The following is a 19,849-nucleotide window of genomic DNA, read 5'->3' on the forward strand; positions in this document are numbered from 1 at the left end:
CGCGCCCGGCCCGGCTGCCGATAGTGCGGAATGTGACGGTCCAAGAATCACCTTCCTTAGGCGTGCCTGCAAAGGCTGCGCATTCCAAATCCAAGCCTGTTGAGGTCTACGACTTCAGCCGGCCCACCACCCTCGCCCGCGAACATGCCCGGGTGCTGGAAATGGCCTTCGATACCTTCGCCCGGCAGTGGGGCACCCAGCTCACTGCCAAGGTGCGTGTGCTCTCGCAGGTCACCTCCGAGGACGTCCAGGTCCTCAGCTATGACGAATACGCTGCGTCCCTGCCGGACAACACCGGCATGGTGCTGTTCAACATGGGCAGCATTCCGGCCAAGGCCGTCATCCAGTTCCCGGTGGCGGCAGCGCTGTCCTGGGTGGGACACATGCTCGGCGGCACCGGCTTCCAGACCGCGCCGGACCGCAAGTTCACCCACATCGAACAGGCCCTCCTGGGCAAGATCATGGACGACGCCGTTGAGGACCTGCACTATTCCCTCGGCCACCTCCTGACGGCCCCGCTGACACTTTCATCGGTGCAGTACAACTCCCAGTTCGCCCAGGCGGCGGCATCCGGCGATCCCATGATCGTGGCGACCTTCGACATGGCGGTGGGCGAAACCACCGCCCCGGCCACCGTGGCCATTCCGGCAGCGGCCCTGCTCCCGCAGCTGGATCCGCTGGGCGCACAAACCAGCACCGCCACCCCCGCCGAACTTGTCCAGCTGCAGATGGCGCACGTGCCCGTCAAGGTGTGCCTGCAGCTCGAACCCATCGTGGTGAAGCCCGCCATGGTCCTAAACCTTGCCGTGGGGGACGTCCTGAACCTTGGACACCCGCGCCACCGCCCGTTGAACGTGACCGTAGACGGTCAGACCCTGGCCCAGGCAGCCGTCGGAGCCAGCGGCTCCCGGCTGGCCGGCAGCATCGTCAGCATCGAGGAGAACTAACCTTATGACCAGCCCCCACAGCCTGCACGCCGACGCCGTTTCCGCCCTGGTGCGCGGCCTGCCCACCCCCATTGTCCTGGAGCCGATCCCGCACACCGGTGCCGGGGTGCCGGCGGCGCACACCGCTGCTGCCGTCACCGCCTCCTTCGTCGGTTCCGAGTCCGCGGACCTGGCCCTGATCCTGGACAGCTCCTCACCGCTGGCCGACGTTGCCGGTACCGATTCCCCGCTGGTTTCCGCGGCGGACGTGCTGCGCCCCTCGCTGGAAGCCGCCAGCGCCACGCTCGGCGTCGGTGTCCTGGGCGAGGCCCGCACCGAAGACGCCGCCGCATTGTTCGCGGACCCGGCCACCGCCGTCTTCGAACTGCGCTCCCCGGACGGCACCGCCGGCTGGTTCGCCATCCGGCTGCGGGACAGCAGTGCCGCCGGGGCCACCCCGGACAGCTCCATCGTGGGCAAAATGGGGCGCATCAACAACATTGAGATGGCCCTGACCGTGGAAATCGGCCACACCCGGATGTCGGTCCGCGACGTCCTGAACCTGGAACCCGGCCGCGTGGTGGAACTGGACCGCTCCGCCGGAGCACCCGCCGACATTCTTTTGAACGGACGCCTCATCGCCAACGGCGAGGTAGTGGTCATTGACCAGGACTATGCGGTGCGCATTACCAAGATCCTGGACGTGGTTGAGGGGCTCAATTAGTGGAAACCCTCTTTCTGGGACTCCGTGTCCTGGTTTCCCTCGGCGCCGTGCTCGGCCTGCTGTGGTGGCTCCAGCGCCGGTTCGCCCGCACCAACGGTTCGGCTGCCAGCCAGCCGGAAGTCCGGGTGATCAGCCGGCAGCCGATCACGCCGAAGGCTTCCGTGGTGGTGCTGGAAACCGGCGGCCAGCGCTTCCTTCTGGGCGTGACCGAAGGGTCCGTGAACGTGCTGCACACCGCGGATGCCCCTGAACCCGCACCGGACACCGCTGCCGCGCCCGACGCCGGTTTCGCGGCGTCGCTGAAGGCCGCAGGAGCGGACGGCATCAGCCGTGATCCGTACGCACCCGTGCCGGCAGGGCACACCGCTGACACCCGCCGCGCTGCCCGCGGTGCGCATGCGCTGCCCGGGGTTACTCCCGGCAAATCCCCGCTGAGCGGTTCCATCCTCTCGCCGGATACCTGGCGCCAGACAGGTGCCGTCCTGCGCAGCCGCGGACGCAAAGGGTGAGCACCGCCGCCACAACGCGCACGGCTCCGCTCCTGCGCGCCCTGACCATTGCCGCGGCACTGCTCTTCGCCGTCGCCGCCCTGCTCCTGCTCGGGGCCGCCGCCGGTCACGCCAATACCCTGGACCCCGCGCCGCCGGTGGCGCCGGAGGACCCGACAGCCCCCGCCGAACCGAACGACGGCGGACTCAGCATCGACATCAACGGCCAGGACGGCGGACCCTCCACGGCCGTCACCACGCTGATCGGCATCACGCTGCTCTCCGTGGCGCCGTCACTGCTGCTGATGCTCAGCTCCTTCACCAAGATCTTCGTGGTGCTGGCGATGACGCGCAACGCGCTCTCGCTGCCCTCCATCCCGCCGAACCAGGTGCTCGCCGGGCTGGCCCTGTTCCTTTCCCTGTTCATCATGGCGCCGGTGATCAGCGAGATTAACTCCATCGCGGTGCAGCCCTACCTCAACGGCGAGATCAACTTCGACTCCGCCCTGGACACCGGCTCCGGACCGCTGCAGCAGTTTATGCTCGCCCACACCCGGGAAGAGGACATTGCGCTGATGACCCGGGCTGCGGGACAGGAGAACCCGGAGAACCCGGAGTCGGTGCCGCTGACCACGCTGATACCGGCCTTTATGATCTCGGAACTGCGTGCGGCGTTCATTATCGGCTTCGTCATTTTCATTCCCTTCCTGGTCATCGACCTGGTGGTGGCTGCGGCCCTGATGTCCATGGGCATGATGATGCTTCCGCCCGTGATGATCTCGCTTCCCTTCAAGATCCTCCTGTTTGTCCTGGTGGACGGCTGGGGCCTGATCATTACCTCGCTGATCAACAGTTATCAGGGCGGCACCTGATGGATACAAATGCCGTCCTGGACATCGCACTGCAAGGGCTGTGGGTTGCCGCGAAGCTCTCAGCGCCGGTACTGATCACGGCACTGGTGGTGGGTTTCGCCATTTCGCTGCTGCAGTCCATTACCCAGATTCAGGAAGTGACGCTTTCCTTTGTGCCCAAGGCCGTGGCCGTGGGAATCGCCCTGCTGGTGTGCGGGCACTGGATGATTTCGGAAATAGTGTCCTTCACCCACGAAATGTTCGCCAGGATTCCGTCCCTGCTCGGCGGCAGCTAAGTGAATATCACCCTTGACCAGAACTGGATCGAGGCGTTCCTGCTGGCGTCGGTACGGATGGTCGCCTTCCTGGTGATCGCCCCGCCGTTTTCCTACAACGCCTTTCCCGCCCGGGTGAAGGCCATGCTCGGCCTCGGCCTTGCCCTCGCGGTGGCGCCGCAGGTCAGCCAGGGCTACAGCGCACTGGGCACCGGCGCGTTTTTTATGGCCCTGGTGCTGGAACTGCTGGTCGGGGCGCTGCTTGGCTTCCTGGTGCTGGTGGTCTTTTCCGCCGTCCAGTCCGCCGGCAACCTGATCGATACGTTCGGCGGCTTCCAGCTGGCCCAGGCCTTCGATCCGCAGTCCATGGTCAACGGCGCCCAGTTCACCCGCGTCTTCCAGATCACCGCCCTGGCACTGCTCTTCGCTTCGGACGGCTACCAGCTCATCATCGGCGGTCTGCTGCGCAGCTTCACCGCACTGCCGCTGACCGGGGGAGTGGACCTGAGCGAACCGGCGGCCGCCATGGTCACGGCCGTTTCGCAGATGTTCCTGGCCGCGGTGCAGATTGCCGGCCCGCTGCTGGTGGTCCTGTTCCTGGCCGACGCCGGGCTGGGGCTGCTCACCCGCGTCGCCCCGGCGCTGAACGCCTTCGCCCTCGGCTTCCCGCTCAAGATTTTACTGACGCTGACCCTTGCCTCGATGGTGTTCCTGGCCCTGCCCCGGATTGTCTCCTCGCTGGTCTCCACCATTGTGCGCGCCGTGACGGGGGTGGAGTAGATGCCGGAACCGGACTCAGGGGAACGGACAGAGCAGGCCACCCAAAAACGGATGAAGGATGTCCGTTCCAAGGGCCAGCTCTCCCGCTCCGATGACCTCACCGCCTGGGTGGGGGTGGGCGCCACGGCGATGATGATGCCGCTGACCATTTCGCGCGGCTCCTCTGCCGGCGGGGAAATGCTCGACGGCGTGTCCACCATTACCGCCAACCCGGACCCGGAACTGGCCCTGGCCATCATGACCGAGGGGCTGGGCGCCATGGGCTACATCCTGGGGCCGATGCTGGGGGTGGTGGCCGCCGTTGTGCTGCTGACCGCTGCGGTGCAGGGCGGTATCCACGTGAAGAAATTCAAGGGCAAGTTCGAGCAGTTTGACCTGGTCAAGGGGCTCAAACGTGTCTTTGGCACGCAGGCCCTGTGGAACGGTGTGAAATCACTGCTGAAAACCGCCGTTGTGGGACTGGTGCTCTACGCCGTAATCCAGCAGCTGATGCCGGTCCTGATGTCCGCCGGCGGCCTGCCGGTTGCCGCGGTGCTGGAAGCGGCAGGAGGCGGCACCGCCCTGCTGCTGCAGACAGCCGTAGCCGCCGGCCTGGTGCTGGCCGCGGCGGACATTTTTGTGGTGATGAAGCGCAACCGGAAGAAAACCCGGATGACCAAAAAGGAAGTCAAGGATGAAAACAAGAACTCCGAAGGTGATCCGCTGATCAAATCGCAGCGGCGTTCCCGTCAGCTGGCGATGAGCCGGAACCGGATGATCGCCGCCGTGGCGGACGCCGACGTCGTGCTGGTTAACCCCACCCACGTGGCGGTGGCCCTCAAATACGAGCCGGGCAAATCGGCGCCCCGGGTCGTGGCCAAGGGTGCGGACAACATTGCCGCACGCATCCGCGAGGAAGCCGAAAAGCAGCGCGTCCCCATGGTCCAGGACATTCCCCTGGCCCGCGCACTGCACAGCGCCTGTGAACTGAATGCCGAAATCCCCGTGGAACTCTACAACGCCGTGGCCCGCGTGCTGGCGTTCGTGATGTCCCTGAAGCGGCGCGGCGCCGCGTACGGGATGCACACCATGGCGGCAGCCCCGCCCGAACCAGTGACCACCCCACAACACCGTAAGGCCGCGTCATGAACCGCAACCGCAACCTCCTGAAACTCGCCGTCCCGGTGGGTGTCGTTGGCATTATCCTGCTGCTGGTGGTGCCTGTGCCCGCCGGGCTGCTGGACATCCTGATTATCATCAACATCCTGCTGGCGCTGGTGATCCTGCTAACCACCATGTTTGTCCGCAAGCCGCTGGACTTCTCCGTCTTCCCGTCCCTGCTGCTGGTGGCCACCCTGTTCCGGCTGGGCCTGAACGTGGCCTCCACCCGGCTGGTGCTGGGGGAGGGGTACGCCGGCCAGGTGATCGAGGCGTTCGGCCACGTTGCCGTGGGCGGCTCCCTGGTCATCGGCGCGGTGATCTTCCTGATCCTGGTGGTCATCCAGTTCGTGGTGGTCACCAAGGGCGCCGAACGCGTGGCGGAAGTCGGGGCGCGGTTCACCCTCGACGCCATGCCGGGCAAGCAGATGGCCATTGACGCGGACCTGAACGCCGGACTGATTACCGATACCCAGGCCCGGGAACGCCGCGCGGAGGTCTCTGCCGAGGCGGACTTCTACGGTGCCATGGACGGCGCCTCGAAGTTCGTGAAGGGCGATGCCATTGCCGGACTGATCATTATCATCATCAACGTCATCGGCGGCATCGCCATCGGTATGCTCCAGCGCGGTATGTCCGCCGGGGAAGCGGTGAACACCTACAGCCTGCTGACCATCGGCGACGGGCTGGTCACCCAGATCCCCGCCCTGCTGATGGCTGTCTCCACCGGTATGATCGTCACCCGCTCCAACGCCGAAGCGGACATGGGTTCCACTGCAGGCGCGCAGCTGGGGCAGTCCCGCAACGCGCTGATGATTGCCGGCGGCGCCGCCATCGTCATGGCGCTGATTCCGGGCATGCCGAAGATTCCGTTCATCGTCATCGGCGCCCTGCTGATCCTGGTGGCCCAGCGGATCAAGGTCCGTGAGGGAACCGAGCAGGCGGAGAAGGACGCGGCGCAGGCCGCCCTGGACGCACCTGCCACCTCGGAAACCACCGAGGACCTGATTGAGCAGATGCGGGTGCATGCCCTGGAAATCATGCTTGCCCCGGACCTGGTGGATATTGTCACCGGCGGATCCGATGACCTGCTGGCCCGGGTCCGGGCGCTGCGCCGCAAGATCGCCATGGACCTGGGCATTGTGGTGCCGCCGGTCCGTACCCGGGACAGCGTGGACCTTCCGCTGTCCACCTATGTCATCCGGATTGCCGGTGTGGAGGCCGGGCGCGGCGAGGCGCCGGCGGGCCGGATCCTGGCTCTGGGCGACGCCCTGGAGGGGCTGCCCGGAACCGCCACCGTTGAACCGGTGTTTGGCCTGGCCGGGAAATGGGTACCGGCGGAAATGCAGCATGCCGCAGAGATGTCCGGCGCCACGGTGATTGACCGGGTTTCGGTGCTGGTGACGCATCTGTCCGCCGTCATCACCGCCAACGCCGCACGGCTGCTAACCCGTGAAGACGTACGGGTGCTGACCGAAGGCGTTAAGCAGGTCAACCCCTCCGCGGTGGAGGAACTGGTGCCCAACGTGCTTTCGCTGGCCGAGGTGCAGCGGGTCCTGCAGGGACTGCTGGCCGAGCAGATCCCGATCAATGACCTGCCGCGCATCTACGAGTCGCTGCTGCTGCGGGCCAAGGTCTCACCCGATCCCGAGGGCCTGATCGAGACAGCCCGGACCGCCCTGGGACCGGCCCTGGCCGCCCAGTACGTTGCCGACGGCGTCCTGCGCGTGATCATGATCGACCCGGCACTGGAGCAGTCCATGCTCGAGGCGCTGCGTCCCTCGGACCAGGGCAGCCAGATCCTGCTGGACCCGGCACGGATCGATGCGGTGCTCGGCTCGCTGAAAACCGCCGTCGCGGGAGCGGAGAATGCCGGCTACAACGCCGTACTGGTCTGCGCACCCGCCCTGCGCCCGGCCATCCGGCGGCTGGTGACATCCCAGACCGGCGGACTGCCTGTCCTGTCCTATCAGGAAGCCACTGCAGGTAATGTCAATATCGAGACTGTAGGGGTGGTACGTGGAACCGAGACGATTTCAGCTTGAAGGGCCGTCGCTGGACGCGCTGAAGGCCAAGGTGCTGGCCGAACACGGCCCGCGCGCAAGGATTATCGCTGCCGAGAAAGTGACGGTAGGCGGGATAGGCGGCTTCCTGTCCCGGCATCACTATGAAGTGACGGTGGAACTGCCTCCCAGCGGCCGCCGCCGCGCTCCGGTGGAACCGGACCTCCCCAGCCGGGCCTCCGCGGCACGGGCCGGCATTTCGGCACTGCTCGAAGAGGCCGAACGGGCGGAGTCCACGCTGCATCCCGCTGCGCCTGCCGCGCCGGCCGGACCCGCCGCTCCGGCGGTCTCCACCGGTTCCTTCGCGTTCGCTGAGTTGATCGACAACATCTCCGCCAGCACCGGCACACCCGCCGCACAGGCGCCCCCGGCACCGGCTGCGCCGGGAGTCGCGAAGGCGGACGCCGCCCGGCTGTATCCGCCGCCGCTGAACCAGGGCAGGATCAACCAGGGCCTGGAGCCGGAACGCCGCGCCATCCCGCAGGCACCCGCCCCGCTCGGCAATGCCGGTGATCTGGTCATGGTGGTGGGGTTGGGGGATGAGCCGCTGGAAGTCTGCCGGTCCATGGCCGAACTCGCGGGCAGCGGTGCTGCCGCGGTCCGGGTTGCCGGTGCGCTGGAGACCGAGGGTGTGGGCCGGGCGGCAGACCGCCGGGCTGTGGCCACGGCCCGTGCCGCCGGCGTGATGGCCGGGCACAGCATCTATCTTGCCTACGGGCTGGGCCGGTCCGGCACCGAAATGGGCCGGCACGCCACCCTGATCGCAGCACTGGCTGCAGACCAGGTGTGGGTAGCCGTGGACGCCGGCCGCAAGCCCGAGGATACGGCCGCCTGGGTGGGGGCGGTACGCAACGCCGTCCCGGTGGACGCCGCGGCGGTTGAAGGCATCGACACCACCGGAACACCTCAGTCAGTGAACGCGCTGAACCTGCCGATCGGCTGGCTCGACGGCGAGCCTTCACCCTCACCGGTGCTGTAGCTGCCCGCCCGCGCACCCATGGTGCCGCGGCCCCGCCTGCAGCTTCCCGGCAGGGGTCTCCGGTTGCGATAGAGTGGGCGGATGCTGGTGCTAACACGCAGGTCCGGAGAGCAGATCCTGATTGGGGATGACATTGTCATTACCGTCCTGGATTCACGCGGTGACGGCGTACGCATCGGCATCGACGCGCCGCGCGGGGTTAAGATCCAGCGTCACGAGGTAGTCCGTGCCGTGGAAGAAGCCAACGTGGCTGCCGCAGAGGCACTCCCGGACGCCGAAGAGCGCATCAAGGCGCTGCTGGCCGGCCGTATTGCGCCGCCCGAAAGCCAGTAACCCCCAGAGCAGATCTTCCGAAAACGACGCCCCGAGGTATCCCCCGGGGCGTCGTTGTTTTCTTAGCACCAAAACAGAAACCCCCGTTGTTCCTTGGGGAGAACATCGGGGGTTTCCGGTCAACTGCCCGGGGACGGCCGGGCATATCAAGGGACCGGCGGCTAGGAGATACCTCGCTGTGCGCGTTTGGCACCCAGCCACGGGAACCGGCTGCCGGCGGAACCCCGCCGGGCAGACGTTGCAGAGTCCCGCCGTACACTCAGGCCGGGGGACGGGTTGTGAGGGGAGAGCCCGAAATACTCGGGCAGCACGCGGCGTTCATGCGCACTGCAGCGGACGCCGGGGTATTGGAAGCTGCGGATAATCCAGCGGCCGCGGTCCTCGAGCCAGTTCGGCACCATGCGGCGGTTGCATTCCGCGCAGATGGGAGCCTGGTAGTTGTCCCGCTGGACCTGCGTATAGCGGCGGGCGGTGTGGCCCAACGGCGCGGTTTCCATGCGTGTCTCCTCGATTCTCCGGCGGTTGCTGCCGGTCTGGCTCCACCACTGAGATTAGGTGCGGCGGCACCGGAAACCATCAACTCGGGCTCAAGGAAATCCGAATTTTTCCGCAGGATTACCGCAAGACCGTATCCGGGCCCGGCAGGGACCCGGCGGACTGCTGCCGGGACGCAAAAAGCCCCCGGCGCGAAGGCGCCGGGGGCTTTGCTCTTGCTGTGGAGCCTCCTGCCAGAATCGAACTGGCGACCTTCTCATTACGAGTGAGACGCTCTACCAACTGAGCTAAGGAGGCGGGCTTCATCAGTCCGTTGCCGGCCAGAATCCACAAGGAACTACTTTATACGTACGGGCGGGTGCGGTCAAAATGAGCCGGGCGCTCAGCAGACGGTGTTCTCCGCCGGCAGGGTCCCGTCCACAAAGTAGTCGTCCACTATGTTGTCAATGCAGTCGCTGCCGCGCCCGTAGGCGGTGTGGCCTTCGCCTTCAAGGGTCACCAGTACGGCGGACTCCATCTGCGCGGCAAGGGCCTCGGCCCACTCGTACGGGGTGGCGGGATCTCCGGTGGTGCCGATGACAAGCACCTCATCCGCCCCGGATGCCTTGATGGGATGCGGCTCATTCACGGGTGCGTAGGGCCAGGCCTCGCAGGTGATGCCGCCGTAGGCCAGGTATTTGCCCAGGGTGGGGGACGCGGCTTCCAGTTCCTTCGCGTCCGCGGCCATCTGCGCGTCGTCGGCGACCATCGGATAGTCAAGGCAGTTAATCGCGTTGAAAACCACAAAGCTGTTGGACGCGTACGTGCCGTCATCGGTGCGGTCGGCGCTGATATCAGCGAGCCGGAGCATATAGGTCGGATCGCCCTCGGTCAGGACCTGCTCAAGCGCCTGCGACAGCGCGGGCCAGTTCGCGTCGTCGTACAAGGGAGTGATGAAGCCGGAGACAAAGGTGGAGACGGTCACGGTCCGTCCGTCCGCCGCGGTCAGCGGGCTTTCCTCCACTGACGCGAACAGGGCCTGGATGGTTTCCACGGCCTCGTCGACGCTGCCTTCAAGCGGGCAATTGCTGCCGGAGAGGCAGTCCTCAACGTAGGCGCGGATGGCCTTTTCAAAGGCAGCGGCCTGGCCGAGCGTGACGTCCTCGTTGCTGGCCGCGGGGTCCAGTGCGCCGTCGAGCACCAGGCGGCCCACGTTGTTCGGGAACAGTTCTGCGTAGGTGGCGCCCAGGAAGGTGCCGTAGGAGAAACCGAGGTAGTTCAGCTTCCGGTCCCCGACGACGGCGCGGAGGATGTCCATGTCGCGTGCGGCGCTGGTGGTATCCACAAAGCCGAGCAGTTCGCCGGACTCTGCGGCGCAGGCGTCGGCGAACTCCTTGGCGCTGAGCCGCGCCTCGGCCAGCCCTTCAGGGGTACTCGGGTCCACGTATTCGGCGCGGGCTTCATCCAGTTCTTCATCGCTGAGGCACTCCACGGGGGTGGATCGGCCGACTCCGCGGGGGTCGAAGCCCAGGATGTTGAAGTTTTCGCGCAGCCGGTCGCTGGTGACGTTCTCCACGTACTCGCTGACCACGGAGTACCCGGAGCCGCCGGGGCCGCCGGGATTGAGCAGTACGGTGCCCTGGGCTTCCTTGTCCGCTTCCGCCATTACCACGGCAAGTTCCACGGTTCCGGCGCCGGGGTCGGCATAATCCAGGGGCGCATCCACGGTGGCGCAGCGGAGGCTTCCCTCGCAGTCCGTCCAGGTGACCTCCTGGCTGTAGAACTCCATCAGGTCCTCGGGCACGGTGCCGATGACATCCGCAGCCGCGGTGGTGGCCGTGTCGCTGCTGCCGGTTTCCTCCCCATTGGGCTCGGTGCCGGCGGTGCAGGCTGTGGCTGCGGCCAGAAGTACCACCGAGGCGGCGGCGGCAGCCAGCCGCGGGAAACGGCGGCGTGCGGTGGCGGTGGTCATGTCATGCTCCTGGCGGGGTAGGTCAGCGCTCATGGCGGGGTTGGTCATTACAGCAGGCTCAGCGTCATGGCTTCGATGGCGAGCAGCGGGGCCACGTTGGTGGTCACCAGCCGGCGGCGCACCGTGTTGATCTCTTCCATGCGCATCAGCGTTTGTTCCGGTGAACCATAGGCGGCGAACTCGTCCAGTTCGCGGCGCAGGGATTCGTTAACTAGCGGTCCGCCGCTGCCGAGCTGGATCATCAGCACATCGCGGTAGAAGGACAGCAGATCCGTCAGGGCGCGGTCAAAATAGTCGTTCTTGGACCGCTTGGCCCGGCGCACCTGGTCCTCCTCCAGCCGCTTGAGCTGGCTGCGCAGCGCCGGCGGCAGCGTGCCCCCGGCAGGCGCCCCGAGGGACGCCAGCAGCGCCTCCTTCTCGGCAGCGTCCCGCTGTTCAAAGGAGCTGGTTGCCTCCGCTTCTGCCAGCGCCACCAGATCAGCGGCAGCCTTCATGGCCCCGGAGACATTCCGCAGCATCAACGGCAGCCGGACAATACTGTCCCGCCGGGTGCGGGCCCCTTCGTCGGTAGCCAGCCGCTTGGCCACGCCAATATGGCTCTGGGCAGCGCGGGCAGCACTGAGCGCCACGTCCGGATCGATGCCGTCACGGCGGATCAGCAGCTCGGCCACATCCTCCACCGGCGGCAGACGCAGGCCCACCGGGCGGCAGCGGGACCGGATGGTCACCAGGACATCGCCGGGGCTGGGGGCGCAGAGCAGCCAGATGGTCCGCGGCGGGGGTTCTTCGATGGCTTTAAGCAGCACGTTGGTGCTGCGTTCCTGCATGCGGTCCGCATCTTCGACAATGATGACCCGCCAGCGCCCGGTGGACGGCTTGTCCTGTGCCTTGCGAACCAGTTCGCGGGCCTCATCGATGCTGATGGTGACCTTTTCCGTGGTCACGGACGTCACGTCTGCGTGGGAGCCTGCCAGCACGGTCCGGCAGGCCTTGCACTCCCCGCAGCCACGCAGGGCGGGATCTTCCTGGTCACAGACCAGGGCGGCAGCGAATGCGCGGGCGGCGTTGGAGCGGCCGGAGCCGGGCGGGCCGGTGAACAGCCAGGCGTGGTTGGGGCGGGCTTCCGCGGCCCCGCGGCGCAGCTGCTCCACCACGGGATCCTGTCCCTGCAGGTCCTCCCAGACACTCACGGCAGCAGGGTTTCCACGCGCTGCAGGATGGTCCGGGCCAGTTCCTCCACGGGACGGCCGGCGTCGAGGACCAGGTACCGGCCGGGGTCCGCCTGCGCGGTTTCCAGGAAGGCACGGCGGATCTGCAGATGGAAGGTATCCGGTTCCGATTCCAGCCGGTCTTCAGCGGCCTGACCCGCGGTCCTGCGGTCCCGTCCGCGTTCAGGGTCGACGTCGAGCAGCACCGTCAGGTCCGGTTCCAGGCCTTCGGTGGCCCACTCGTTCAGGCCGCGCACTGTATCGGTACCCAGGCCGCGGCCCGCTCCCTGATAGGCAACGGAGCTGTCTATGTAGCGGTCGCAGACCACTACGGTTCCGGCAGTGAGCGCCGGCCGGATCACCTGCCGGACATGGGCGGCCCGGGATGCGGCGAAGATCAGGGCTTCGGTGCGCGCATCAATTTCGCCGTTGCCGTGTTCCAGCACAAGTGCGCGAAGCGACTCACCCACGGGGGTGCCGCCGGGCTCACGGGTGCGCAGGACCGAATGCCCGCGATCCTGCAGGGCGACAGCCAGGCGCTGTGCCTGCGTGGACTTGCCGGCACCGTCTCCGCCCTCCATGGCAATAAACAGGCCGCGGGGTTCGGGGGGAATAGAAGTGCTCACCCGCCTAGCCTACCTAGTGAGTCTGGGAAGGCTGAGCCGGGGCGGCCGCGGGCAGCAGGAGGCCCGGGGTGCGGCAAAGCGTCGAGGCGGAGCCGTGCGTGTGAAGGGCCACGACACCCGGATAGCGTTTCCCCGGCACGGCTCCCGGCGGCAGCTTCATTGAGCCGGCGCGTAACACGCAGTCCCGGCGGAGCCGGCGGGCGGTTTAGGCTGGCAACCATGAGCCACACTTTTGCCGACGGGCCCGCAGCGGAGCTTTCTCCCGAGACCCTGGTTGTCTCGGCCGGACGTCCCCCGCGTGAACACGACGCCCCGGTGAATCCGCCGATTGTCCTGACCTCCACCTTCTTCGGCACCGGCGCGCCGGTGCCGGGGGAGCGGGGCTACGGGCGGTACTCGAACCCCACGTGGGATCCGTTCGAGGAAGCGCTCGCCGGTCTGGAAGGCGCCGACCAGCCTGCCCTGGTCTTCTCCTCCGGCCTGGCCGCCGTGATGGCCGCCCTGTCCCTGGTGCCTCCGGGCGGGGTAGTGGTGATGCCGCGGCACAGCTATCAGGGCTCGCTGCTGCTAGCGGCGGGCGAGGCGGAGAACGGCCGCTTCAGCATACGCACCGTGGATATCGCGGACACCCGTGAGGTGATAGCGCAGCTCGACGGCGCGTCCCTGCTTTGGCTGGAGAGCCCCACCAATCCGATGCTGGAGGTGGCGGAAATCGCGGTGCTGGCTGATGCCGCCCACGCCGCCGGCGCGCTGGTGGTTGTGGACAACACCTTCGCTACCCCGCTGGTCACCCAGCCCCTGGCCCTCGGCGCCGACGTCGTGGTGCATTCGGTGACCAAGTACCTGGCCGGGCACTCCGACGTCGTACTCGGAGCCACAGTGACCTCCGGCCCGGATCTGCTGGCCCGCCTGTTGCGCTACCGTTCGCTGCACGGCGCCGTCGCCGGACCGTTCGAGGTGTGGCTGGCGCTGCGCGGCCTGCGGACCCTGGCCCTGCGGATTGAGCGCTCGCAGGCCACGGCCATGGAACTGGCACGGCGGCTGCAGACACTGCCGCAGGTGGACCGGGTGCGCTATCCGGGGCTGCCGGATGACCCGGGGCATACCCGCGCTGCCGCCCAGATGAACGGGTTCGGCTCCATTTTGTGTATTGAGGTTGCCGGCGGCGCGGCCGCCGCGGAGAAAGTCACTGAAGCCGTGAACCTGTGGCTGCCCGCCACCTCGCTGGGCGGCGTGGAGTCCCTGATTGAGCGGCGTCGGCGGCAGCCCGGTGAACCGCATACCGTTCCGGAGGGGCTGCTGCGGCTGTCCACCGGAATAGAAAACCTCGAAGACCTCTGGAAAGACCTCGAGCAGGCACTTACACGGTAGGCTAGCGCTGTGTTCCTAATGTTCCAGATTCAGCACTACCTTTACGTGGCGCTCGGCATCATTGCGCTCGTTATCGAGCTGTGGGCCTTCTTCGACTGTGTGCGGCGCAAACCCGCCGAGTTCGAGCGCGCCTACAAACGGACCAAGGGATTCTGGCTTGGCCTGACCGGCGGTGCCAGCGCCGTAGGCGTGATTGCCGTACTGCTGCCCTCGCCGCTGAGCCTGCTGCTGTTCCAGCTGGCCGCTGTGATTGCCGCGTGCGTGTATCTGGCCGATGTAAAGCCGGCCATGGGAAGCTCCCGCGGCCGCGGCGGCAGCAGCCAGGGACCGTACGGCCCCTGGTAAACCGGCCCGGTCAGGGCCTACCCCGGCCGGACAGCGTCCCACGCCACGGTGATTTCGCCGAGCCGCCAACGCGCCGGTCCGGTCAGCAGTGGCGCGCCGCCGGCCTTCAGCGCGGCGCACATCGCGATCCAGCGCTGGCGGTTGCCGTAGGAGGCCATCGGGGCTGCCTCCTCCCACGCGCGGTCCATGGCCTGCAGGAATGCATGGACCCGTTCGCCCGGCACATTGCGGTGGATCAGCGCCTTGGGCAGCCGCTCGGCCACATCGGATGGCCGGTCAAAATCTCCGAACCGCAGCGAAATGCTCAGCGACACCGGACCCTTTGCATCCAGTTCCACCCAGGTGGCCCGCCGGCCGATTTCATCGCAGGTCCCGTCGATGAAAATACCGTCCGGTGCCAGCCGGGAGCAGACCATCTCCCAATGCTGGGCGTAATCCTCCTCCGCATACTGGCGCAGCACGTTGAAGGCCCGGACCATGACCGGCCTGCGCCCGTCCACCGGCAGTTCAAAACCACCCTGACGGAAGCTGAGCCCGCTGCGTTCCAACGGTTTTGCGGCGCGCACGCGAGCCGGATCAATTTCAATGCCCACCACCTCCACGTCCGAACGCACCCGGCCCAGCCGGCCGTGGAGTTCGACGGCGGTGGTGGGCGCAGCGCCGTAGCCCAGGTCCACGATCAGCGGATCCGCTGCCTGCCGCAGCCGCCACCGCGCGGGGCCCGCCAACCAGCGGTCCACCCGTCGGAGTCGGTTCGGGTTTGTAGTGCCCCGGGTCACATTTCCTACGGGTTTTTGCGGTTTTTGCACCAGACAATGGTAGTGCCCTCCGGGGGATGCTCCGGTCCGGGGTGAGCTGGGGAACCCCGGGCATCGCGGCTCCCGCACGCACCCCCGCCCTCCCCGTCCGGGTGTGCTCTCCGATACCATGCAGGTATGACCTACAAACTGATCCTTCTGCGCCACGGGCAGAGTGAATGGAATGAAAAGAACCTCTTCACGGGCTGGGTGGATGTGGATCTGACGGACCTCGGCCGCGAGGAAGCCCTCCGCGGCGGCGAGCTGCTGGTGGAGAACAACGTTCTCCCGGACATCCTCTACACCTCCCGGCTCCAGCGGGCCATCAACACGGCCAATCTGGCTCTTGGTGCCGCTGACCGCATCTGGATCGACGTCAAGCGCAGCTGGCGCCTGAACGAGCGCCACTACGGTGCGCTGCAGGGCAAGGACAAGGCACAGACGCTGGCCGAATACGGCGAGGAGCAGTTTATGCTCTGGCGCCGTTCCTATGACACCCCGCCGCCGCCCCTGCCGGATGACAGCGACTTCTCCCAGGCGCACGATCCGCGCTACGCGGACCTGGACCCGAACGAGCTGCCCCGCACCGAGTGCCTCAAGGACGTCCTGGAGCGTTTCCTGCCGTACTGGGAATCCGATATCTCCAAGGACATCCGCACCGGCAAGACCGTTATGATCGCGGCACACGGCAACTCGCTGCGTGCACTGGTCAAGCACCTGGACGGCATCAGCGACGCCGACATTGCCGCCGTCAACATCCCCACCGGCATTCCGCTGGTCTACGAACTGGATGAGGACCTGAAGCCGATCAAGGCCGGTGGCACCTACCTCGATCCCGAGGCCGCCGCAGCATCCATCAAGGCCGTGGCGAACCAGGGCAAAAAGAAGTAGTTTCCGGTTTACCGGTAAAAGAACAGCAAAAAGGGCGGTCCCGCGGGACCGCCCTTTTTGCTGTCTGCCTCCGGGCTACATGCCGCTCTCGGAGAGCGGCTGCCATTCCCCGGTCACCAGGTAGTTGACCTTGCGGGTCACGGAGACGCCGTGGTCTGCGAACCGCTCGAAATAGCGGCTGGCGAGGGTCAGGTCCACCGTGCTGACTGCCGGCACATTCCAGTCCGGGGAAGCAATGGACTTAAAGACCCCGGCGTGCAGCTCGTTGATGCGGCTGTTGGACGCGTAGATGTCCTTGCTCAGTTCCAGGTTCCGGGTCTCCAGCAGCTCGGTGAGCTTCTCCGAGATGCTGATGTCCAGACGGGCCATTTCGCGGAAGGTCTCGACCATGTTCTCCGGGACCACGTTCGCCGGGTACCGCAGGCGGGCGAGCTGGGCGACGTGCCGGGCAAGGTCGCCCATGCGCTCCAGCGAGGCGCTCATCCGGAGGGAACCGACAATCATGCGCAGGTCACTGGCCACGGGTCCCTGGAGTGCCAGGACATCGATGGCCCGCTCGTCCAGGTCATTCTGGAGGAAGTCGATGCGTGCATCGGCGGCAATCACGTCCTGGGCCAGTTCAATGTCGGCGCCTTCGAAGGCAAGCGTTGCCTTCCGCATCGCCTCCGTGACCAACTGGGAAATCTGGGTCAGCTCCTCACCGATCTGGTGAAGTTCGGCCTGAAAAACCTTGCGCACTGAAGCGTCCTCTCGAAACGGCGGATCCTGAACATCAGCGGGGCAGTACGGCCACGCCGCTCCTGCAGGATGTCAGCCGGGGGTTAACCGCACGGACCCGTTAGATGAACGTTAGTTTAACGGACGAAGCAAAGCCACCGGCGATCCCGCCCCGCGGCGAAGACATGCCTAAGCTAGGAGGGTGAATCCTGTACTGCTGGCATTGCTGGCCGGCATGCTCGGCCTGGCCGCGGGGGCTTTCGGTGTCCTTGCCTACGGCGCGAGCCAGCGCCAGCGCCGGGACCTCGCCACCATCTCCGAGCCCACCATCCCCGAGGGCGCCGCCGAGGTGCTCAGCGTCATCGGGCGTGCCTACATCATTGCGGACGCCATTGACGGCGTGGTGCGGGCAAGCCCGGGTGCGTACGCCTTCGGGCTGGTGCGCGGCCACACCATTGTGAATGAGCAGCTGCTGGGCATCTGCGCCCGGGTCCGCCGCGACGGGGTGATCGAAGAGGCGCGGCTGGAGCTGCCCCGCGGTCCGCTCGGAGACGGCGCGCTCATCCTGCAGGTCCGGGTGGCCACGGTGGGGGAGGAGTATGTGCTGATCCTGGCCGACGACCGGACGGAGATTACGCGCACCGAGGAAGTCCGCAACGACTTTGTCGCCAACGTTTCGCATGAACTGAAAACCCCGGTCGGTGCAATTTCGCTGCTCTCCGAAGCGCTGGACGACGCCGCCGGAGACGAGGACGCGGTCCGCAGGTTCGCCGGCCGCATGCGCCGGGAATCCAGCCGCCTGACCGCGCTGGTGCAGGACATTATTGAGCTTTCCCGGCTGCAGAGCACCGACATCGTGGACCGGGCCAAGCCCGTCAACGTTGCCCGCGTGCTCGAAGACGCGGTTGAAGCCAACCGGCTGAACGCGGAGAACAAGAACATCGAGGTGCTCCTCGGCGGGACGTCCGACGCCGCCGTCTACGGTGATGCGCCCATGCTCACCACTGCGTTCCGCAACCTGATCGATAACGCCATCCGCTATTCGCCCGAGGGCAGCCGGGTGGGGATCGGGCTGCAGTCCCGGGACGGCATGGCGCAGGTGGCTGTGACGGACCAGGGCCCCGGAATTGCGGCCGAGGAACAGGAACGCATCTTCGAGCGCTTCTACCGGATCGATTCCGCACGGTCGCGCCACACCGGCGGCACCGGCCTGGGCCTGAGCATCGTCAAACACGTTGTCGCCAACCACGGCGGGGACGTGGACCTTTGGTCCCGTCCCGGGCAGGGTTCCACTTTCACCGTCCGCCTGCCGGAAATGGACCCGGTGGACACCCGCGAGTCCGAACAGGGAGTAACCGCTTGACCCGGATCCTGATTGTTGAAGACGAGGAGTCCTTCAGCGACCCCCTTTCCTACCTGCTGGCACGGGAAGGCTTCGAAGTGGCGGTGGTGGATAACGGCTTGGAGGCTGTCACCTCCTATGAGCAGAACGGCGCCGATCTGATCCTGCTGGACCTGATGCTGCCCGGGCTTTCCGGTACCGAGGTTTGCCGCCGGATCCGCCAGCGCTCCGACGTCCCGGTGATTATGCTGACGGCCCGCGACGCGGAGATCGACAAGGTGGTGGGCCTGGAAATCGGGGCCGACGACTACGTCACCAAGCCCTACTCCTCCCGGGAGCTGCTGGCCCGGGTGCGTGCCGTCCTGCGCCGCCGGGGTGAGGCGGGCGACTTTGCCGATGCTGCCCTGGAGGCCGGCCCGGTGCGCATGGACGTGGACCGCCACGTGGTCCAGGTCAACGGCACCGGTGTGCAGTTCCCGCTGAAGGAGTTTGAACTGCTGGAGATGCTGCTGCGCAACGCCGGGCGGGTGCTGACCCGCGGCCAGCTCATCGAACGTGTCTGGGGCGCGGACTACGTGGGGGACACCAAGACCCTGGATGTTCACGTCAAACGGCTGCGCGCGAAGATTGAACCCGATTCCTCCGCGCCGCGCCACCTGGTGACGGTCCGCGGCCTCGGGTACAAGTTCGAGTCCTGAGACCGGGCTTCCCCAAACAGCGAAGGGGGCCTGCGCCGCGGCGCAGGCCCCCTTCGGGCCACTCTTCCCCGGTTAGGGGAACAGGGATGTTAGCCGTTGCTGGTTTCCGTAGCGGCCGGCTCCGTTGCCATGTCCGTGGCGGTCTCGGTGGGCATAACCGTGGACTCGTCGGTTGCCGGTGCGGTGGGTGCGGAGGTGGGCAGGAAGGGTGCGTAGTCCTGGTTGTCACCGTTGACCACGGGAATGTTCAGGCCGGTGCTCTCACCGTTGACGGTCAGCTGGCCGTCGATGCCGGTGCCGGGCTCGTCCTCAACGGTCTGGACGAGGACCTTTTCCTGGGGCTCATCTTCAAACACGACCTTTTCGCCGGCCGGCAGGTCCCAGGGGAGGGTGGAGCCGCCCACGGCCAGCGTGAAGGACTGCGTCTCGGAGGAATCGTTGAGGATGGTGCCGATCAGCCGGCCCGGCTCGCCAAAGCCGTCGCTGACCACCAGGACGTTGCGCAGCTGCAGGTCGCCGACGTTCTCGACAATGCCGTCGGAGGGGGCATACTGGGCAGTCGTTGCCTGATCGTTCACTGCGCTGCAGCCTGCCGAGCCCAGCATGGCCAGCGCGATGACACCGGCTGCAGCGGTGCGCCGGACCCGGTTCTTGGGTGTGAATCTCACAGCACAAACTCCTGAAGTATTGCGGTCTACCGACCTGAGGCTATCTTTGCTGCCTAGCCTATCGGCAAAAGGGTAAAAAACTGGATTTTACGGGCAGCCGGGACAGTGCGGGAGCGGTGAAGGCCGGCGGCCTCCGGGTACCCGCGTGAGGCGGCATAGTACCCACATGCAGGCCCAAGATATA

General features: G+C 66.6%; 22 protein-coding genes and 1 tRNA gene. 15 read left to right on the forward strand and 8 right to left on the reverse strand.

Features of this window, described 5'->3' with window-relative positions:
* The first annotated feature begins 62 nt into the window (after positions 1–62).
* The 10 genes from MUK71_RS02380 (at position 63) to csrA (ending at position 8,556) form a co-directional block, all read left to right on the forward strand.
* Positions 63–947 (forward strand): flagellar motor switch protein FliM, encoded by an 885-nt coding sequence (locus tag MUK71_RS02380; RefSeq protein WP_227905159.1) that lies wholly within the window; start codon positions 63–65, stop codon positions 945–947.
* A gap of 4 nt (positions 948–951) precedes the next feature.
* Positions 952–1,650 (forward strand): flagellar motor switch protein FliN, encoded by a 699-nt coding sequence (fliN, locus tag MUK71_RS02385; protein WP_227929411.1) that lies wholly within the window; start codon positions 952–954, stop codon positions 1,648–1,650.
* Positions 1,650–2,159 (forward strand): flagellar biosynthetic protein FliO, encoded by a 510-nt coding sequence (gene fliO, locus MUK71_RS02390; protein ID WP_227929412.1) that lies wholly within the window; start codon positions 1,650–1,652, stop codon positions 2,157–2,159. Before fliN ends, fliO begins: the two co-directional genes overlap by 1 nt.
* Positions 2,156–3,010 (forward strand): flagellar type III secretion system pore protein FliP, encoded by an 855-nt coding sequence (gene fliP / locus MUK71_RS02395; protein ID WP_227929413.1) that lies wholly within the window; start codon positions 2,156–2,158, stop codon positions 3,008–3,010. Before fliO ends, fliP begins: the two co-directional genes overlap by 4 nt.
* Positions 3,010–3,285: a flagellar biosynthesis protein FliQ gene (fliQ, locus tag MUK71_RS02400; RefSeq protein ID WP_227905168.1), complete on the forward strand. Its 276-nt coding sequence runs from the start codon at positions 3,010–3,012 to the stop codon at positions 3,283–3,285. The genes fliP and fliQ overlap by 1 nt, the downstream gene beginning before the upstream one ends.
* On the forward strand, positions 3,286–4,044 hold the full coding sequence (locus MUK71_RS02405) for a flagellar biosynthetic protein FliR (RefSeq protein ID WP_227905170.1): 759 nt from the start codon (positions 3,286–3,288) through the stop codon (positions 4,042–4,044).
* On the forward strand, positions 4,045–5,172 hold the full coding sequence (locus MUK71_RS02410; RefSeq protein ID WP_227929414.1) for an EscU/YscU/HrcU family type III secretion system export apparatus switch protein: 1,128 nt from the start codon (positions 4,045–4,047) through the stop codon (positions 5,170–5,172).
* Positions 5,169–7,226: a flagellar biosynthesis protein FlhA gene (locus MUK71_RS02415; protein ID WP_227929415.1), complete on the forward strand. Its 2,058-nt coding sequence runs from the start codon at positions 5,169–5,171 to the stop codon at positions 7,224–7,226. Before MUK71_RS02410 ends, MUK71_RS02415 begins: the two co-directional genes overlap by 4 nt.
* Positions 7,201–8,223 (forward strand): hypothetical protein, encoded by a 1,023-nt coding sequence (locus MUK71_RS02420; RefSeq protein WP_227929416.1) that lies wholly within the window; start codon positions 7,201–7,203, stop codon positions 8,221–8,223. The genes MUK71_RS02415 and MUK71_RS02420 overlap by 26 nt, the downstream gene beginning before the upstream one ends.
* A gap of 81 nt (positions 8,224–8,304) precedes the next feature.
* Complete coding sequence (gene csrA, locus MUK71_RS02425) at positions 8,305–8,556, forward strand: carbon storage regulator CsrA (protein ID WP_227929417.1); 252 nt, start codon at positions 8,305–8,307, stop codon at positions 8,554–8,556.
* 161 nt (positions 8,557–8,717) lie between these two features.
* Here csrA and MUK71_RS02430 read toward each other — a convergent pair whose 3' ends face one another.
* The 5 genes from MUK71_RS02430 to tmk form a co-directional block, all read right to left on the reverse strand.
* Positions 8,718–9,053: a hypothetical protein gene (locus MUK71_RS02430; RefSeq protein WP_227929418.1), complete on the reverse strand. Its 336-nt coding sequence runs from the start codon at positions 9,051–9,053 to the stop codon at positions 8,718–8,720.
* A gap of 219 nt (positions 9,054–9,272) precedes the next feature.
* Positions 9,273–9,348: transfer RNA gene (locus MUK71_RS02435), tRNA-Thr, on the reverse strand.
* An 85-nt stretch (positions 9,349–9,433) separates the two neighbouring features.
* Complete coding sequence (locus MUK71_RS02440) at positions 9,434–11,050, reverse strand: alpha/beta hydrolase (RefSeq protein ID WP_227929419.1); 1,617 nt, start codon at positions 11,048–11,050, stop codon at positions 9,434–9,436.
* Positions 11,050–12,192 carry a DNA polymerase III subunit delta' gene (locus MUK71_RS02445; protein ID WP_227929420.1) on the reverse strand — a complete coding sequence of 381 codons (1,143 nt, stop codon included), beginning with the start codon at positions 12,190–12,192 and terminating at the stop codon, positions 11,050–11,052. The genes MUK71_RS02440 and MUK71_RS02445 overlap by 1 nt, the downstream gene beginning before the upstream one ends.
* Positions 12,189–12,791: a dTMP kinase gene (tmk, locus tag MUK71_RS02450; RefSeq protein WP_231710133.1), complete on the reverse strand. Its 603-nt coding sequence runs from the start codon at positions 12,789–12,791 to the stop codon at positions 12,189–12,191. Before tmk ends, MUK71_RS02445 begins: the two co-directional genes overlap by 4 nt.
* A gap of 264 nt (positions 12,792–13,055) precedes the next feature.
* Between tmk and MUK71_RS02455 the strand changes: the two genes are divergently transcribed.
* Positions 13,056–14,207 (forward strand): trans-sulfuration enzyme family protein, encoded by a 1,152-nt coding sequence (locus tag MUK71_RS02455; protein WP_227929422.1) that lies wholly within the window; start codon positions 13,056–13,058, stop codon positions 14,205–14,207.
* 18 nt (positions 14,208–14,225) lie between these two features.
* Positions 14,226–14,552 carry a DUF2516 family protein gene (locus MUK71_RS02460; protein WP_227905246.1) on the forward strand — a complete coding sequence of 109 codons (327 nt, stop codon included), beginning with the start codon at positions 14,226–14,228 and terminating at the stop codon, positions 14,550–14,552.
* Positions 14,553–14,569: 17 nt separating this feature from the next.
* Here the strand turns inward: MUK71_RS02460 and MUK71_RS02465 are convergent, their stop codons facing one another.
* The gene (locus tag MUK71_RS02465) at positions 14,570–15,331 is read right to left on the reverse strand and encodes a class I SAM-dependent methyltransferase (RefSeq protein ID WP_244802811.1); all 762 of its coding nucleotides are present in this window, start codon (positions 15,329–15,331) and stop codon (positions 14,570–14,572) included.
* 156 nt (positions 15,332–15,487) lie between these two features.
* On the opposite strand from MUK71_RS02465, the gene MUK71_RS02470 reads away from it, so the two are divergent.
* A complete protein-coding gene (locus MUK71_RS02470; protein WP_227905191.1) occupies positions 15,488–16,240 on the forward strand; it encodes a phosphoglyceromutase in 753 nt (250 codons plus the stop codon).
* Positions 16,241–16,315: 75 nt separating this feature from the next.
* On the opposite strand, the gene phoU is transcribed toward MUK71_RS02470, so the two are convergent.
* Positions 16,316–16,978: a phosphate signaling complex protein PhoU gene (gene phoU, locus MUK71_RS02475; protein WP_227905192.1), complete on the reverse strand. Its 663-nt coding sequence runs from the start codon at positions 16,976–16,978 to the stop codon at positions 16,316–16,318.
* A gap of 181 nt (positions 16,979–17,159) precedes the next feature.
* On the opposite strand from phoU, the gene MUK71_RS02480 reads away from it, so the two are divergent.
* Together MUK71_RS02480 and MUK71_RS02485 are read left to right on the forward strand one after the other, a co-directional pair.
* Complete coding sequence (locus MUK71_RS02480) at positions 17,160–18,320, forward strand: sensor histidine kinase (protein ID WP_227929423.1); 1,161 nt, start codon at positions 17,160–17,162, stop codon at positions 18,318–18,320.
* On the forward strand, positions 18,317–18,997 hold the full coding sequence (locus MUK71_RS02485) for a response regulator transcription factor (RefSeq protein ID WP_227929424.1): 681 nt from the start codon (positions 18,317–18,319) through the stop codon (positions 18,995–18,997). Before MUK71_RS02480 ends, MUK71_RS02485 begins: the two co-directional genes overlap by 4 nt.
* An 89-nt stretch (positions 18,998–19,086) precedes the next feature.
* Here the strand turns inward: MUK71_RS02485 and MUK71_RS02490 are convergent, their stop codons facing one another.
* Entirely contained in the window at positions 19,087–19,665 is a 579-nt protein-coding gene (locus MUK71_RS02490) for a hypothetical protein (RefSeq protein WP_227905196.1), read from the reverse strand.
* Positions 19,666–19,849 lie beyond the last annotated feature (184 nt).

It is taken from the genome of Arthrobacter zhangbolii (assembly GCF_022869865.1).
Classification (GTDB): Bacteria; Actinomycetota; Actinomycetes; order Actinomycetales; family Micrococcaceae; genus Arthrobacter_B; species Arthrobacter_B zhangbolii.

What these genes read in the sequence shown, in the direction of transcription:
- fliN (WP_227929411.1), top strand. Translation starts at nt 952, where the DNA reads ATGACCAGCCCCCACAGCCTGCACGCCGACGCCGTTTCCGCCCTGGTG.
- fliQ (WP_227905168.1), top strand. Translation starts at nt 3,010, where the DNA reads ATGGATACAAATGCCGTCCTGGACATCGCACTGCAAGGGCTGTGGGTT.
- MUK71_RS02410 (WP_227929414.1), top strand. Translation starts at nt 4,045, where the DNA reads ATGCCGGAACCGGACTCAGGGGAACGGACAGAGCAGGCCACCCAAAAA.
- MUK71_RS02415 (WP_227929415.1), top strand. Translation starts at nt 5,169, where the DNA reads ATGAACCGCAACCGCAACCTCCTGAAACTCGCCGTCCCGGTGGGTGTC.
- csrA (WP_227929417.1), top strand. Translation starts at nt 8,305, where the DNA reads ATGCTGGTGCTAACACGCAGGTCCGGAGAGCAGATCCTGATTGGGGAT.
- MUK71_RS02430 (WP_227929418.1), bottom strand. Translation starts at nt 9,053, where the DNA reads ATGGAAACCGCGCCGTTGGGCCACACCGCCCGCCGCTATACGCAGGTC.
- MUK71_RS02440 (WP_227929419.1), bottom strand. Translation starts at nt 11,050, where the DNA reads ATGACCAACCCCGCCATGAGCGCTGACCTACCCCGCCAGGAGCATGAC.
- tmk (WP_231710133.1), bottom strand. Translation starts at nt 12,791, where the DNA reads ATGGAGGGCGGAGACGGTGCCGGCAAGTCCACGCAGGCACAGCGCCTG.
- MUK71_RS02455 (WP_227929422.1), top strand. Translation starts at nt 13,056, where the DNA reads ATGAGCCACACTTTTGCCGACGGGCCCGCAGCGGAGCTTTCTCCCGAG.
- MUK71_RS02460 (WP_227905246.1), top strand. Translation starts at nt 14,226, where the DNA reads ATGTTCCAGATTCAGCACTACCTTTACGTGGCGCTCGGCATCATTGCG.
- MUK71_RS02470 (WP_227905191.1), top strand. Translation starts at nt 15,488, where the DNA reads ATGACCTACAAACTGATCCTTCTGCGCCACGGGCAGAGTGAATGGAAT.